General features: G+C 70.9%; 14 protein-coding genes. 5 read left to right on the top strand and 9 right to left on the bottom strand.

Going from position 1 to position 13,637, the window contains the following annotated elements; all coding sequences use genetic code 11:
• Positions 1-33: 33 nt before the first annotated feature.
• Both IEY63_RS14690 and IEY63_RS14685 read right to left on the bottom strand, forming a co-directional pair.
• Entirely contained in the window at positions 34-1,551 is a 1,518-nt protein-coding gene (locus tag IEY63_RS14690; protein WP_189069754.1) for a Ppx/GppA phosphatase family protein, read from the bottom strand.
• A gap of 140 nt (positions 1,552-1,691) precedes the next feature.
• Positions 1,692-2,729, bottom strand: coding sequence for a GNAT family N-acetyltransferase (locus tag IEY63_RS14685; protein WP_189069753.1), 1,038 nt, complete (start codon positions 2,727-2,729; stop codon positions 1,692-1,694).
• Positions 2,730-2,824: 95 nt separating this feature from the next.
• Here IEY63_RS14685 and IEY63_RS14680 point away from each other — a divergent pair, with 95 nt between their 5' ends.
• Positions 2,825-3,379 (top strand): endonuclease dU, encoded by a 555-nt coding sequence (locus IEY63_RS14680; protein WP_189069752.1) that lies wholly within the window; start codon positions 2,825-2,827, stop codon positions 3,377-3,379.
• Positions 3,380-3,511: 132 nt separating this feature from the next.
• Positions 3,512-4,597 (top strand): DUF4384 domain-containing protein, encoded by a 1,086-nt coding sequence (locus IEY63_RS14675; protein WP_189069751.1) that lies wholly within the window; start codon positions 3,512-3,514, stop codon positions 4,595-4,597.
• Between the two features lie 54 nt (positions 4,598-4,651).
• Here IEY63_RS14675 and IEY63_RS14670 read toward each other — a convergent pair whose 3' ends face one another.
• From IEY63_RS14670 to IEY63_RS14655, 4 genes are all read right to left on the bottom strand, one after another.
• Positions 4,652-6,367 carry a M3 family oligoendopeptidase gene (locus IEY63_RS14670; protein ID WP_189069750.1) on the bottom strand — a complete coding sequence of 572 codons (1,716 nt, stop codon included), beginning with the start codon at positions 6,365-6,367 and terminating at the stop codon, positions 4,652-4,654.
• Positions 6,368-6,398: 31 nt separating this feature from the next.
• Positions 6,399-7,271, bottom strand: coding sequence for a PSP1 domain-containing protein (locus IEY63_RS14665; protein ID WP_189069749.1), 873 nt, complete (start codon positions 7,269-7,271; stop codon positions 6,399-6,401).
• 100 nt (positions 7,272-7,371) lie between these two features.
• A complete protein-coding gene (rocF, locus tag IEY63_RS14660; protein WP_189069748.1) occupies positions 7,372-8,271 on the bottom strand; it encodes an arginase in 900 nt (299 codons plus the stop codon).
• A gap of 101 nt (positions 8,272-8,372) precedes the next feature.
• Positions 8,373-8,906: a GNAT family N-acetyltransferase gene (locus tag IEY63_RS14655; RefSeq protein WP_189069747.1), complete on the bottom strand. Its 534-nt coding sequence runs from the start codon at positions 8,904-8,906 to the stop codon at positions 8,373-8,375.
• A gap of 107 nt (positions 8,907-9,013) precedes the next feature.
• Here IEY63_RS14655 and IEY63_RS14650 point away from each other — a divergent pair, with 107 nt between their 5' ends.
• The 3 genes from IEY63_RS14650 to IEY63_RS14640 all read left to right on the top strand — a co-directional run bounded on the left by IEY63_RS14650 (position 9,014) and on the right by IEY63_RS14640 (position 10,846).
• Positions 9,014-9,661, top strand: coding sequence for a metallophosphoesterase family protein (locus tag IEY63_RS14650; RefSeq protein ID WP_229784734.1), 648 nt, complete (start codon positions 9,014-9,016; stop codon positions 9,659-9,661).
• Between the two features lie 321 nt (positions 9,662-9,982).
• The gene (locus IEY63_RS14645; RefSeq protein WP_189069746.1) at positions 9,983-10,405 is read left to right on the top strand and encodes a hypothetical protein; all 423 of its coding nucleotides are present in this window, start codon (positions 9,983-9,985) and stop codon (positions 10,403-10,405) included.
• Between the two features lie 9 nt (positions 10,406-10,414).
• Positions 10,415-10,846: a dUTP diphosphatase gene (locus tag IEY63_RS14640; RefSeq protein ID WP_229784733.1), complete on the top strand. Its 432-nt coding sequence runs from the start codon at positions 10,415-10,417 to the stop codon at positions 10,844-10,846.
• Positions 10,847-10,905: 59 nt separating this feature from the next.
• On the opposite strand, the gene IEY63_RS14635 is transcribed toward IEY63_RS14640, so the two are convergent.
• From IEY63_RS14635 to menC, 3 genes are read right to left on the bottom strand one after another with little or no spacing between them, the layout of a single operon-like run.
• Positions 10,906-11,469 carry a single-stranded DNA-binding protein gene (locus IEY63_RS14635; RefSeq protein WP_189069745.1) on the bottom strand — a complete coding sequence of 188 codons (564 nt, stop codon included), beginning with the start codon at positions 11,467-11,469 and terminating at the stop codon, positions 10,906-10,908.
• A gap of 58 nt (positions 11,470-11,527) precedes the next feature.
• Positions 11,528-12,337, bottom strand: a complete 810-nt coding sequence (locus IEY63_RS14630) for an acyl-CoA acyltransferase (RefSeq protein ID WP_189069847.1) — start codon at positions 12,335-12,337, stop codon at positions 11,528-11,530.
• A gap of 5 nt (positions 12,338-12,342) precedes the next feature.
• Positions 12,343-13,452, bottom strand: a complete 1,110-nt coding sequence (gene menC, locus IEY63_RS14625) for an o-succinylbenzoate synthase (RefSeq protein WP_189069744.1) — start codon at positions 13,450-13,452, stop codon at positions 12,343-12,345.
• Positions 13,453-13,637: the final 185 nt, after the last annotated feature.

The following is a 13,637-nucleotide window of genomic DNA, read 5'->3' as shown; positions in this document are numbered from 1 at the left end:
AGCATACCCGCCGCCCCCACGCCCTGCGGCGCGCTACTCGGCCTTCAGGGTCAGCGGGCCGAACGCGCGGGTCCACACGTCCGCCTTCTCCCGCGCCCCCTCCAGGTCCAGTGGCGTGGCGCCCTGCACGCTCAGCTGCCAGCCCTCGCCCCGCCGGGTCAGGCCAGTCACGCGCGCCGCGCCCGCATGCGAGCGGTCCAGACCGTCCGCGACCCGCAGGATGCCCACCCAGCGCGTCACGAGCGCCTGATCCGCCGCGCTCAGCGCCGCGAACTCCGGATGCGAGCCTTTCGGGGCACTCTTGCGGTGGTACCGCGACAGCAGCGCCACCAGCTCAATCTCCCGCGGCGTGAAGCCCCGCAGCTCCGCGTGACGGATCAGGTACGCCGAGTGCTTATGGTGTGCGCTCTGCGCCACGATCTGCCCCACCTCGTGCAGCGCGCCCGCCGCCGTCAGCACGCTGCGCGCCTCGCCCTCTGCGCCCAGCTCCACGCCTAGCGCCCGCAGGCGCGAGAGCAGCTCGCGGGCCAGGGCCGCCACCTGCCGCGAATGCGACAGGTTCGCCCCGAACCGCTCGGCCATGCCCAGCACGCTGCGCTGGCGCGCACTGATCGACGAACTGTACGCCTCCAGCCGCGTTAGCTCCTCGATCAGCATGCCCTCACGCAGCGCACCCTCGCTGACCGTGAACTCCTGCGCGCCCAGCACGCCCAGCGCCGCGTGCAGCGTTGCCAGCCCCGCCACGACCGTGTCCGCCCGGCGCTCCAGGCCCGGCACCCGCGCCCGCGCCGCCCCCTTCAAGCCCCGCACGTGCTCCAGCAGCTCACCCAGCTCCTCGACGCTCAGGCGCGTGCCATTCACGCCGCGCGCCTCCTCGCCCCGCCGCGCCAGGATCGCCTCGGCCGCCGCCTCCGCCGTGCCGCTCGACAGCACCACCCGCGTGCCCGGCCGTACCCGGAAGCGCCCCACGTGCGGTTCCAGCGCCTCCCGTACCGCCGCGTCCAGCGCCCCCAGCTCCCGCCGGGACGGTGGATCAGACCGCAGGAACGCGTCCCTCATCCGGATCGCGCCCAGCGGCAGGCTCAGCACGTCCAGCGCTCGCGCCGCGTCCCCCCGCGCGAACTCCAGACTCCCCCCACCCAGGTCCAGCAGCACGTTGTCCGCCCCCAGCTCCACCGCGTGCGCCGCGCCCAGGTACGTCAGCTCTCCCTCCCGCACCCCACTGATGATCGCCGGATACACCCCGGTCCGTGCCAGCATCCGCGCCGCGACCTCCGGCCCGTTCGGCGCCTCCCGCAGCGCACTCGTCGCGCACACGTGCACCTCCGCCACGCCCGCCCCCGACGCCAGCGCCCGGAACCGCGTCAATGCCGACGCCAGCCGGTCCTCCCCCTCAGGGGTCAGGTTCCCCGCCGCGTCCAGGCACTCCCCCAGCCGCGTGCGGTCCTTCAGGGCGTCCAGCACCCGGTACCCACCCGCGTCCCCACGCGCCGCCTCCGCGATCAGCAGGTGACTGGAATTCGTGCCCACATCCGCAACGGCAACCCTCATGCAAAGCAGCGTAGCGCGCGCCACGGCCCGCGTGACGGAGGCCGCCAAGAAAGGAGCCCGCTGCCGCAGGCCGCGAGCAGAGAAGAGGGGCCGCCCGGGAGATGCAGTCTCCGGGCGGCCCCACTCCCTGTATCACGCGGTCAGCGTTTGAGTTGCCATTCCGTGAAGGTGCTGTACGGCGCGAAGCCCAGCGCCACGTTGATGCCCAGCATCGGGGCGTTCTCGTGGGCGTTGTTCGTCTGCACCCAGCGCGCACCGGGGCACGCGTTCAGGACGTGATCCAGCATGGCGGCTTTCACCCACTTGCCCAGGCCCTGCCCGCGCGCTTCGGGGCGCACGGCGGTCGCGCCCTGGTACACGAGTGCGGCGCGCTGCGGCATCCAGAACACCTCGCTGTACGCGTCGAGCTGCCCGGTGCGGGTGTCCTCGACGGCCATCATGTAGCGCGTCTCATTCGCCTCCTCGATCATCGCCTCCCACGAGCGGATCATCTCGGGCGTGATCGTCCAGTCCTGCTGTTCCAGGTCACCGCGGGGGGCGGTGTTCATGACCATCATCATGTCGGCGACGCGGGTGAGGTACTCGCCGGGCACGCGCTGCCACAGGTGCAGGCGGAAGGGGTCGCCGTCCGGGCGGGCCTGCCAGCGGCTCAGGAGGTCGTGATCCAGGGCGTGTAGGTCCAGGCGGCTCTGACGCATGGGCAGGGCGGCCTGCGCGCCCAGGGAGACCGCGAAGGCCTCTCCGGCGGGACTGCGGCTGCTGGTGCCGAAGGTGAGGGTGCCGCGCCCGAGCTCGTCAGCGTGGGCGAGGAGCTGGGTCAGGACCGCGCGGCCCAGGCCCTGACGGCGCGCGGTGGGATGCACGGTCAGGCGCAGGTGCGCCATGTGCGTGTTCTGCTCCAGGTCGTACGACAGGCTGCCCCAGGCCAGCGCCTGCTCGCCGTTCCACACGGCGTAGTGGGCGGTACGTTCGGTGGGCAGCTGGTGCGTCAGGCCCACCGCCTCGGTTTCGGGCAGGAGGGCCGGGTCGTCCGGGTACGTGAGCGCGAAGGCGTCAGCGAGCAGCTGCCCAATGGCGAGGCGCTGCGCGGACGTGGCGGCGTGAGGATCGAAGGGCGTCACGGTCGGCTGGGCGGGCCAGCCGGGCACCGGGGAGGACAGGGGCGCAGTCGAGGTCATGCCAGCAGTGTGCCCCGGGCCCGTCAGCGCGGCATGCGCCGGATGGCGGAGGGACCACGTAAGCCGTGTGCTTCTTGCCGCGCTACGCTGCGCAGGTGTTCGCCCACGCCATCGGCTTTGACGACGCCCCGTTTGATCACGGCTGGCGGGGCGACGTGCCCGTCATCGGGACCGTGTACGCCCGCACCACGCTGCACGGCGTGGTCAGCGGCCGGGTGCGCCGCGACGGACGCAACAGCACCGCCGAACTGGCCCGGCTGGTGAACCAGTCCCCGGAGCACCTTCAGCTGATTCTGTTGCAAGGCATCGCGCTGGCGGGCTTCAACGTCGTGGACCTGCGCGCCCTGCACGCCGGGACGGGGAAGCCCGTGCTGGTCGTTGCGCGGCGCGCCCCGGACCTGGAGCGGATCCGCTCGGCGCTTCTGACCCGCGTGCCCGGCGGGGCACGCAAGTGGGCGCTGATCGAGGCGGCCGGGCCGATGGAACCCTGCGCGGGCGTGTTCGTGCAGCGTGCCGGGCTGACCCTGGCGCAGGCGGAGGCGGCCCTGGGGACCTTTACGGTCACGGGCCGCGTGCCGGAGCCGCTGCGCGCCGCGCACCTGACCGCGCGCGGCGTCACGCAGGGCCACAGCCGGGGTGGGCGGGTCTGAAAAGGGCGCGGGGCCGTGCTGGTGGACGCCCTCACGGACGGTCGGCGGGGTCCTTCACGCTTCCCTGAAATCTCAAGGCTTCCATCAGGTGCAGTCAGCCTGCCGTCACGCGCCCCGGGCAAACTTGGGCTCATGAAAAGCAACCTGACCGCCCTGCTGGCCCTCGGTACGGCCGCTGCCCTGAGCACCGCCGGTGCCCAGGCGAAGATCAGCGCCCAGAGCATCATCGTGAACCCCACCCAGCCGGACCTGAACGTCAGCGTCCGCGTGAACAAGGACACCAGCGGTAACCAGAACCCCGCCTACCGCGTGGGCGAGGTGATCAGCGTCAGCGCCACCACCAACCAGGACGCGTACGTGTACCTGTTCAACGTGAACCCCGACGGCAGCGTCGACCAGATCCTCCCCAACCGCCTGAGCGGCGAGAACTTCGTCAAGGCGAACACCACCACCACCTTCCCCGCCGCCGGCGCGAACTTCACCTACAGCGTCGCGGGCCCCATCGGGCAGAACAAGGTCCTGGCCCTGGCCAGCCTCACCCCGCTGAACCTCTCTCAGATCAGTGAGTTCAAGACCACGCAGGACCAGTTCGCGACTGTCAAGACCCAGGGCGGCCAGACCGGCCTGGCGCAGGCGCTGAGCATCGTCGTGAACCCCCTGCCCCAGAACAGCTGGGTCAGTGACACCGCCTTCTACACCGTGGCCGCGCAGAACCCCGTCAGCACCGGTAGCCTCTTTATCGGCACGAACGTTGGCAACGCCACCGTGATCCTGAACGGCCAGCGCCTGGGCGGCGCGAACGTCACCTACAGCAACCTGCGCGCCGGAACGTACCCCGTGCGCGTGCAGGCTCCCGGCTACACCGACTACAGCACCACAGTCACGATCCGCGCGGGCGGCACCACCAACCTGAACGTCGAGTTCGCGCAGGCCATCAGCACGCCCGTCACCAGCGGTAACGCCGTGCTGGACCTGATCGGCAACCTGCTCGGCGCGATCGCCGGGACGACCATCCAGGACCCCGCCCGCAGCGCCTACGATCAGAAGGTCCGCGACCTTCAGGGCATGGGCTACACCCTGCAGCAGACCCGTCAGACGACCACCGGGTACTCGGGCACGCTGGTGAAGGGCGCAACCACCGCCACCCTGACCGTGGACCGCGGCGCGAACCGCACCGTGCGCGTGAACGTCAGCGAGAGCACCACCTACCAGTACTGATCCTCACGAGAAGGGGGCCGCACGTTCACGGTGCGGCCCCCCTTCTGCTGCCGGTCAGGCCTGCATCTGGCCGCGCAGGAAGGCCATCAGGCCCCGGATGTGCTCGCGGTCGAAGCGGAACTCGACACCTGCCGCGCGGTACAGCTCCGGCACGCTGACCGTGCTGCCCAGACGCAGCGCCGCCCGGTAGCGGTCCAGGGTGCCCGCCGGGTCCACCTGCGCGGCGCGCCAGATGCCGGTCGCCGCGAGGTAACACATCGCGTACTCGATGTAGTAGAAGGGCACCTGGAACACGTGGTAGTACTGCCAGCCCTTCGCGCGGGCGCGTTCATCCAGGCCGTCCCAGTTCACGAACGGGTGGAAGGTGCGGTCCAGTTCCAGCCACTTGGCGTCCAGCGCCTCGGTGCTGACGTCCTCGGGGGCCTCGGCGTACAGCCAATGCTGGAAGGCGTCCATCTGCGCCGCCCACGGCAAGAACGCGATCACACCCTCCAGCTGCTTCTGCCGGTACCGGGCAAGGTCCTCCGGGCTGAACACGTGCCCCAGGTGATCGAGCGTCAGGAACTCCATGGCCATGCTGGGAATCTCCACGAACTCGATGGGGCTCCAGCGGTTCCACACGAGCGGCTGCGCGTCCCCGCTGTAGAAGCCGTGGAAGGCGTGCCCCATCTCGTGGAACAGCACGCGCACGTCCTCGGCGGTGCCCACCACGTTCATCAGCACGAACGGCTCGTTGTAGGTCGGGAAGTACTGGCAGTACGCGTGCGTCATCTTGCCCGGGCGGGACTCCAGGTCCAGCAGGCCGCCGCTGCGCATCTGCCGGAAGCGGGCCCCCAGGTCGGCGTCCAGCGCGTCGAAGGCCGTCTGCGTCAGCGTTTCAAGCTGCGCGCCCGTCTGGAAGGGCGCCAGGGGCGCGCGGCCCTGCGGGTCCAGCAGGTTGTTGCGGTTGTAATCCCAGGGCCGCACCGCGTCCAGGCCCAGCTGCGCGGCAATATCGCCGACCAGCTGAGCGGCCAGCGGCACCACCTCGTCCCGAACGGCCTCGTGGAAGGCCACGCAGTCCGCCGGGGTGTAATCCACGCGGTCCAGCGCCTTCCACTGGTAGTCGCGGAAGTTCGCCTCGTCCGCGTTGCGGGCCAGCTGCCAGCGCGTGGCGATCAGGTCCAGCATCACGCCGTCCAGGTCCGCGGCGACCTGAAGGTTGCTGTCACTCAGGGCGCGCCAGGCGGCTTCACGCTCGGCGCGTTCCGGGTTGTCCAGCCGCTGCCTGGCCTGCGGGATGGTCAGGGTCTCGCCGCGCAGCGTGACCTGCTGGTTGCCGGTGACCACCGAGTAGCGGTTTTTCTGTTCCTCGTGCGTGACCAGCAGCGCCACGTTTGCCTCGCGGTACAGCGCCGCCTCGTCCCGCATGCGCCGCAGCGTCAGCGCGAAGCGGGCGTCCGGGGTGTAGTCCGGCACGGCCAGCAGCTTCTCCTTCAGGGCCTGCTCGGCGCGGGCCGCTTCGGGCATCACGGTACCCGTGAATGCCTGGAAGCGCGCCTGCACCTCCGGCTGATCGGTGTGCAGGTCCGCGTGCGTGGCCAGTTTCGCGGCCACGCCGTGCAGCTCGCTGCTCAGGTCACTCCAGGCAGTCAGCCACGCGGGCACGTCCGCGGCGCTCAGTGGGGCGTCCAGCAGCGCCTGGACACGCGGCGCGTACGCCTCCCAGCGGGTCAGGGCGTCCGGGACCGCCAGCGTGGCTTCAACGGCACTCAGGTCTGTGAGGGTCATTCCGGCGAGTCTAGCGCCGCGGTGTTCCGCGTTACTCGCGCGCGGGCGCCCGATTCGGCTTCCCTGGACGCCCGCCGCCCCGGCCGGCGTCCGGCAGGGCCTTGATCTCCGCTTCGGTCAGGCGGCGCAGCTCCCCGGCGGGCACGTCGGTCAGGACACCCTGGTCGGTGGTGACGTCCACCGTGCCGGCCAGCGGGTGCAGCTTCGTGACCTTCCCGCACGCGCCGCTCCCCTCATGGCACACCCGGGCGTTCTTGCGCGGCAGGTCCTTCAGCAGGTCGAGGTACTGGGTGTGTTCGAACTGCAGGCAGCACAGCAGCCGCCCGCATGGCCCGGACAGTTTCTCCGGGTTCAGGGGCAGCTGCTGGTCGCGCGCCATGCGGATGCTGACCGGCGCGAACTCCTGCAGGTGCGTCGAGGAGCAGTTCTCGCGCCCGCAGGCGCCCAGCGTGCCGATCATCTGCGCCTGCTCGCGCGGGCCGACCGCAGCGAAGTTCACGCGGGCGCGCGTGTGCCCGCGCAGCTCGCTGATCAGGCCGGTCAGCTCGATGCGTTCCTCGGCGCTGTAACTGACGGTCACGAGGCTCTCGTCGAGCGTGAATTCTACGGCCACGACCTTCACCGGCAGACTGCGCTGCCGGGCGCGGGCGCGCAGCAGCCATTTGAGGTCCTCGCCCGTGCGGTGCAGGTCCTCCCAGCGGCTCAGGTCCTCGGGGGTGGCGGCGCGCAGCACCGCGCCGTAGCGCTCCTGCTCCTGCGGGGGGGTGGCCTCGCCGCGCACGGTGGCGACCTCGGGGCCGCGCTTGCCCTGCACGACCACGCGGGTGCCCACCGGGTGCGCGACCTCGCTCAGCATGGGGTGCAGGCGGGGACTGCGCTCGAAACGGATGGGCAGGACAACCATGACGCGCAGGATGTCACGCCGCGCGGGGGGCCGTCGAGACCCCATGCACAAACCCCCTGCTGCGCGCGGAGCGGGCCGGGGCCGCAGCAGGGAACGGGGGTTACAGGATGCGCTGCCCGAGCAGGCTGGCGGCCATGCCCACCATGACCTCCGCCGTCTGGTTGCGGGTATCCAGGATGGGGTTGACCTCCACGATGTCCATGCTGGTCACGCGGCCCGATTCACTGAGCAGTTCCATCAGCAGGTGCCCCTCGCGGTACGTGAGGCCGCCGGGCACGGGCGTCCCCACGCCGGGGCACACGCCGGGATCCAGCGCGTCCGCGTCGAAGGACACGTGCAGGCGCTCCGTACCGCTCAGGCGTTCCATGGTCTCCTCGTGAATCCGCGTGATGCCCAGCTGGTCCACGTCCTTCATGGTGTACGCCTTGATGCCCGCCTCGCGCAGCAGGTCGCGCTCGAAGGGATCCACGCTGCGGATGCCGATCATGACGATGTCCTCGGGCCGCATGTGCCAGCCGCCGCCCAGGCCGCTCAGGCGCGGGTCGCCCAGGCCGGTCAGGTGCGCGACCGGCATGCCGTGAATGTTGCCGCTGGGGCTGCTGCCCGGCGTGTTGTAGTCGGTGTGCGCGTCCACCCAGATCAGGCCCATGCGCGCCCCGCCGGGGCCGCCGCGCAGGGCATTACCGGTCACGGTGCCCATGCTGACGCTGTGATCTCCACCGATGGTCAGCGGGAAGGTGTCGCCGTCCAGTGCGCTCAGGCGCTCGGCGGTGGCGCGGCAGGCGTCTAGGATGGGGTCCAGGAACACCATGCCACCCTCGCTGTGTTTATCCGCGGTTTCGGGCAGCGCCACGCGCACGTCGCCCAGGTCAGTCACGTGGTGGCCCAGGTCGCGCAGCGCGCGGGTCAGGTGGGCGTTGCGCAGCGCGGACGGGCCCATGTCCACGCCACGGCGGCCCGCCCCGAGGTCCATCGGGATGCCCAGAATCGAGATGTTCATGCAGTCCAGCCTACGGGCTCGGAGGCGGTATGCCTTACGGCTGCAACATTATTTCTGCATTCCGCGTCAGGATGAGAGGCGCTGAGTATTCAGGTGCATAGTCATGCTGGCCGGTGCACCCAGAGCAGCAGTGGACCATCGTCCTCGCTGTGCCCGGTGCCCACCTGACGGAAGCCCAGTTTCATCAGCACCCGCGCGCTGGCCGGGTTGCCCACGGCCGTCTCGGCGGTCACCGCGTACACGTCCGGCTGCGCGTGCAGGTGCGCCACCAGCGCCCCCACGCCCTCGGTGGCCAGACCCTGTCCCCACACCGCCGGGTTGAACCCGTACCCAATTTCCTGCGCGCCGGCCGCCGAGGGGCGACCCTTGGCGCCCAACTGCCCCACCGCGTCGCCCGTGTCGCGGTGCACGGCGATGAAGGATCCCGCGACCTCTTCCTGCCCGGGGGCCAGCCGCGCCAACTTCCCCGGGAAGAGCGGCAGCGGATCGCCGGGCCATTCCGGGCCGAAGTGCACCTCCAGCGGCCCCCCGGGTCCGCCGAGCGTCAGCGTGAAGGACTCGGTCTCCAGGCGGCGGGCCATCACCGTGCGGGTCAGGGGCAACAGCAGCAGGCGCGGCGTGACAGGAACAGTCATGCGCCGCACCCTAGCGCAGCGTACGCTCACGCACCGGAGCGGGACGGTACACTCGGCCATCACGCGTACCACCCGGTCCGGCCGCCGCGGACCCCACCCCAGCCCCCATGACCCCGCCCGCCCTGCCCCCCCTGTCCCGCGCCCCGCTAGGGAAGCGGGTCATGGTGCTGGCGGATCACGTGCACCCTTTCGTGTACCGCTCGGCGTTCCCGCAGGGCGTGCCCGCGGTGGACGCCGTGCTGGCCGCCGGGGACCTGCCCGGCTACTACCTGGAGTTCCTGGCGACGAAACTCACGGTGCCGATCATCTACGTGCACGGCAACCACGAGAACGAGTACGTGAACGAGGGTGAGGGCCGCATCCCCCCGCGCGGCGTGATTGCCGCGCACGGCCGCGTGGTCGAGGAAGCCGGGCTGCGCGTGGCCGGCTGGGGCGGCGTGCCCCGCTACCGCGGTACGGGCGAGGGTCAGTACACCCGCGCGCAGGCCCGCTGGGGGCTGGGGCGGCTGGCGTGGCAGGCGCGGGCGGGCGTGGACATCCTGCTGACCCACGCGCCCCCCACCGGCCCGCACGCCGGCAGTGACTACGCGCACCGGGGCTGCCCGGACCTGAACGCCTTCATGACCCGCCGCCGGCCCCGAGTGGTCGTGCACGGCCACATTCACGAGTACGAGGGCAAGAAGCTGGAGTACCTAGACCCCGAGAGTGGCGCGCGGGTCATCAACGCGTACGGGTACCACATCGTGGATTTGTGACGACTGGAACACTGCGTCCGCTGCGCCATTTTACTTAAGGCCACCTGTAGATGCAGCACATGCGCCGCTGACACTGAGCGGGCATACTTCGCTTCGGCCTGGTGAGGTCGCCCCCCGGGGCGAAGGCCAAGAGGGAGACGCCCACCTCTTCACCAACGGGCGCGCGAGCAGGTGGCAGGCCCGAAGTCGGCCAGTGCCCCGCGGGTGCAGGCCCCGCAACCTGACCACCAGACCTTCCCAGCCCCGCACCGGACCCCACCTCCGGCGCGGGGCTGCTCTTGCGCACAATTCACACGGGCCGTCCTGGGTAGCCTGATCAGGATGCGCGCCCTGCTGCCCCTGCTGCTGGCGCCCCTGCTGGCGGGTGTGGCGGGCGCCGCCTCCCTGACCGTGGAGGTCCGCTTTGAGCTGCGCAGCGTGTTGGTCAACCGCGAGGCGCCCAGCACGCTCGCCCTGCACGCGCCGGGGCGACTGCCTCTGCCGGTGAAGCTGCGTGGCCCGGCCAGCGTCACCCACCCGGAATCCTTCGGGCTGCTCCTCCCGGTCCGCCTGACCCTGCCCGCCGCGCCGGGCGGTGAACTGCGGCTGCGCGGCCCACTCTTCGTGTGCGGCGTGAACGAACGCCTGTGCCGCCGCGTGGACCTAAATCTTCTGGTGCCGCGCGCCGCCGGAGCGACCTTCACGCGCCTGACCATCACAGACGCCGACCTGACTGGTCCCCGCCTGCTGTGGCCGGGCCGCTAGCATGACCGCGTGAGCACCCCGAAGACGAACGCCCGACATCTGCGCGACTTTCACGACGCGATCGGCGAGGACCGCCGCGACGTCCCCACTCCACCTGAACGCGACCTGCTGACCCTGCGCCGCACCCTGATCCAGGAGGAGGCGGCCGAGGTGGACGCCGAGTTCCAGACGCTGGCCGCCCGCCTGGAGGCAGGGGAGACCCTGCACGCGGCGGACCTGACCGACCTGGCGCACGAACTGGCGGACCTGCTGTACGTCACGTACGGCGCCTTCGACCGCCTGGGCCTGGACGCGGACGCCGTGTTCGCCGAGGTGCACCGCGCGAACCTGACAAAGGCCAGCGGGCCCCGCCGCGCCGACGGCAAGATCCTGAAACCTCAGGGCTGGCAGCCCGCGGATGTCCGCGCAGTGATTGAACGGTCAGGGCCCCGCAGACAGTAGGAACGGGAGGCAGGCAAGAGGAGGGCGCCGCAATCGGGCGCCCTCCTCTTGCTCCCTGGTCAGAACGGAGGTTCGTCCTCTGTACGGGTCGGTGCCGGGGGCGCCGCGCGGACCGGCGCGGGGGCCGGGCGGCTGGGCGCGGGGCGCGCGGCGTTCTGGGCCGGTGCCGTCTGGGCGGGTCCCGGGCGGGCGCCGGGGGTAGCGTAGCGGTCCTGGCGTTTGCCGCCGCGGAAGATGGCGAGTGTGACGTATTCAAACTCGCCGTCGCTCTTCTCGCGGACGTGGTCGGGGTCGGTGCTTTTCGCGCCGCGGGAGTACTTGACGGCGGCGGGGAGTTTCATCTTGCGGCTGTCGACCGCCTCAAGTTCGCGGCGGCGGTAGGCGTGGCCCTTGTGGATGACGAGTTCCTCGCCGTCGGGGCTGGTCCATTTGCGCGCGCCGATCAGGTGCCAGTCGAAGTCGGGTTCGTTGTCCAGGGGGAACTGGTAGCCGCCGCTGGGGATGTCGCCGCTGGTCCAGCCGAGGCGGCCGTACTGGCGCTGGGTGTCGAGGAGTGCGCTGGCGTTGTCAACGTCCACGGTGACTTTGGCGCCCAGGTCGGTGGTGAATTCAATGTGTAACATCTGACCTCCTTATGTAAATAACATAACACGAACTGGGGCTTCTGAACAGTGAGAAGCCTCAGCCCTCACGCCGCAGCACATAGAAGGCCCGCTCCCCCTCCCGGGCCAGATCCACCACCGCGAAGCCCTGCGCCAGGGCCACCCCCACAGCTTCCCGCAGCGCCATCCGCCACGCTCGCCGCACCGCCTCCGGCAGAACATCCACCCGCAGCGGCACCTCCGCCAGCAGCGCCTCGGCCTCCGAGAACTGCACCGGGCCCGGCCCCTCCCCGCTGGCCTCCAGCACCCGCACGCCCACCGGCTGCGGCGCCGGACGCTCCACCGGCCCCCGCGTCAGGTCCCACTCGACCAGCAGCCGGTCCGCCGGGAACGCCGTCACGCGGTCCTCATCCAGCGCGTACCATTCCGGCAGGTACGTCCGGGCCACCGCCCCCAGCTTCCCCAGGTTCAGGCGGGCGTTGCGCGTCACCAGCGGATCGAACGTCCACGTCATGCGGCTCAGGCCCTGCTCCAGCGCCAGCCGCCGCTGCACGTCCTTCAGAGCCACCGCCAGCCCGGACCCCCGGCACGCCGGATCCACCGCCAGCAGGTGCGAGTGATGCCACACTGCCCCGTCCCGCAGCGCCGGGAACCCGAACGCCAGCCCCACCGGCTGCTCCGGCTGATCCTCCGGGTACGCGCCCAGCACGATCCCGCCCGTCGCCGCACTGATGCGGAACAGCGTGCCCGGCGTCACCTCCCGGTCCGCGTACCCCCAGGCGGCCACCTGCACGCCCTCCAGCGCCCGGAACGCCCACGGATCCACCACCTCGCGAATCACGAAACCCGGCGGGCTCCACTCCGGGAACGCCCGCCCCTCGACGGCCACGCGGATCACGCGCTGAACTCCTCCTGCACCTCCGCCACGCGCGTCACGAACTCGCGGTCCAGCGTCACACCCGTCCCTGGCCCCTGGGGCACCGGCATCAGGCCATCTGCGGCCTCCAGTGGCTCCAGGATCACGTCCTTCTCCCAGTAGCGGCTGGCGCTGCTCGTGTCCCCGGGCAGCGTGAAGTTCGGCAGGGTCGACAGGTGAATGTTGTGCGCCCGGCCAATCCCGCTCTCCAGCATCCCGCCGCACCACACCGGCGCCCCGAACGCCTGCGCCACGTCATGCACCCGCCGCGCCTCCGCGAGACCACCCACGCGGGCCACCTTCACGTTCACCACGCCCCCCGCGCCCAGGGTCAGGCCCTTGCGGGCGTCTTGCGCGCTCGCCACACTCTCATCCAGGCACAGCGGCGTACTCAGGCGGCGCTGCAACTCCGCGTGATCCACCAAGTCATCCCACGCCAGCGGCTGCTCGATGTACGTCAGGTCAAACGCGTCCAGCGCGCGCAACCGCACCGTGTCGGCCAGCGTGTACGCGCTGTTGGCATCCACGGTCAGCCGGATCTCCGGGAAGGCCTCCCGCACCGCGCGGACCGGCTGCACGTCCCAACCGGGTTTGATCTTCAGCTTGATCCGCCTGTACCCCTGCTCCACGTGGCGGCGCACCACATCCACCGTTGCCGCCTCGTCCGGCTGGATGCCCAGGCTCACGCCGACCTCCACGCTCTCCTTCCGCCCACCCAGCAGCTGCCCGAGCGGCACGCCCAGCTGCCGCGCCCACAGGTCCCACGCGGCCATCTCCACCATCGCGCGGGCCATCCGGTTCCCGCGGAAGGCACCCAGCGCGTCATTCAGCGCCTCCGGATTGGCAAAGGAGCGGCCCAGCACGCGCGGCAGAAACACCTCACGCAGCAGGTGTAGCGCCCCGGCAATGGTCTCCTCGCGGTACATGGGCGCGAATTCCATGGTGCCTTCCGCCACTCCCTGCACACCGTCCCCATGCAGGACCAGCAGGGGAACGACCTTCTCGGTCTGCACCCCGAAGCTCGTCTCGAACCGGAACTTCAGAGGAAGTCGCACTACCAGCAGTTCTGCCGCTTCAATCGTGAACATGCCCCAGTATGCCGCCCCATGGATGACGGCGGGGACCGCGTCAGCGATCCAGTCAGGCACTAAGGGAGAGAGGAGGGCGCAGGCAAAGCTCCTGCTTTCGCTGTGCAGGCTGCACTTGCCGGGCGTGCGAGCGAAGGTCAAGGAGGGCTTTGGGTTGGGGTGTTGACAGATTCACGCGGGGCCTG

The sequence above is a fragment of the Deinococcus radiotolerans genome, assembly GCF_014647435.1.
Lineage (GTDB): Bacteria > Deinococcota > Deinococci > Deinococcales > Deinococcaceae > Deinococcus > Deinococcus radiotolerans.
Note: the sequence above shows the minus strand (reverse complement) of the source record. Positions and strands in the feature narration are given on the sequence as shown.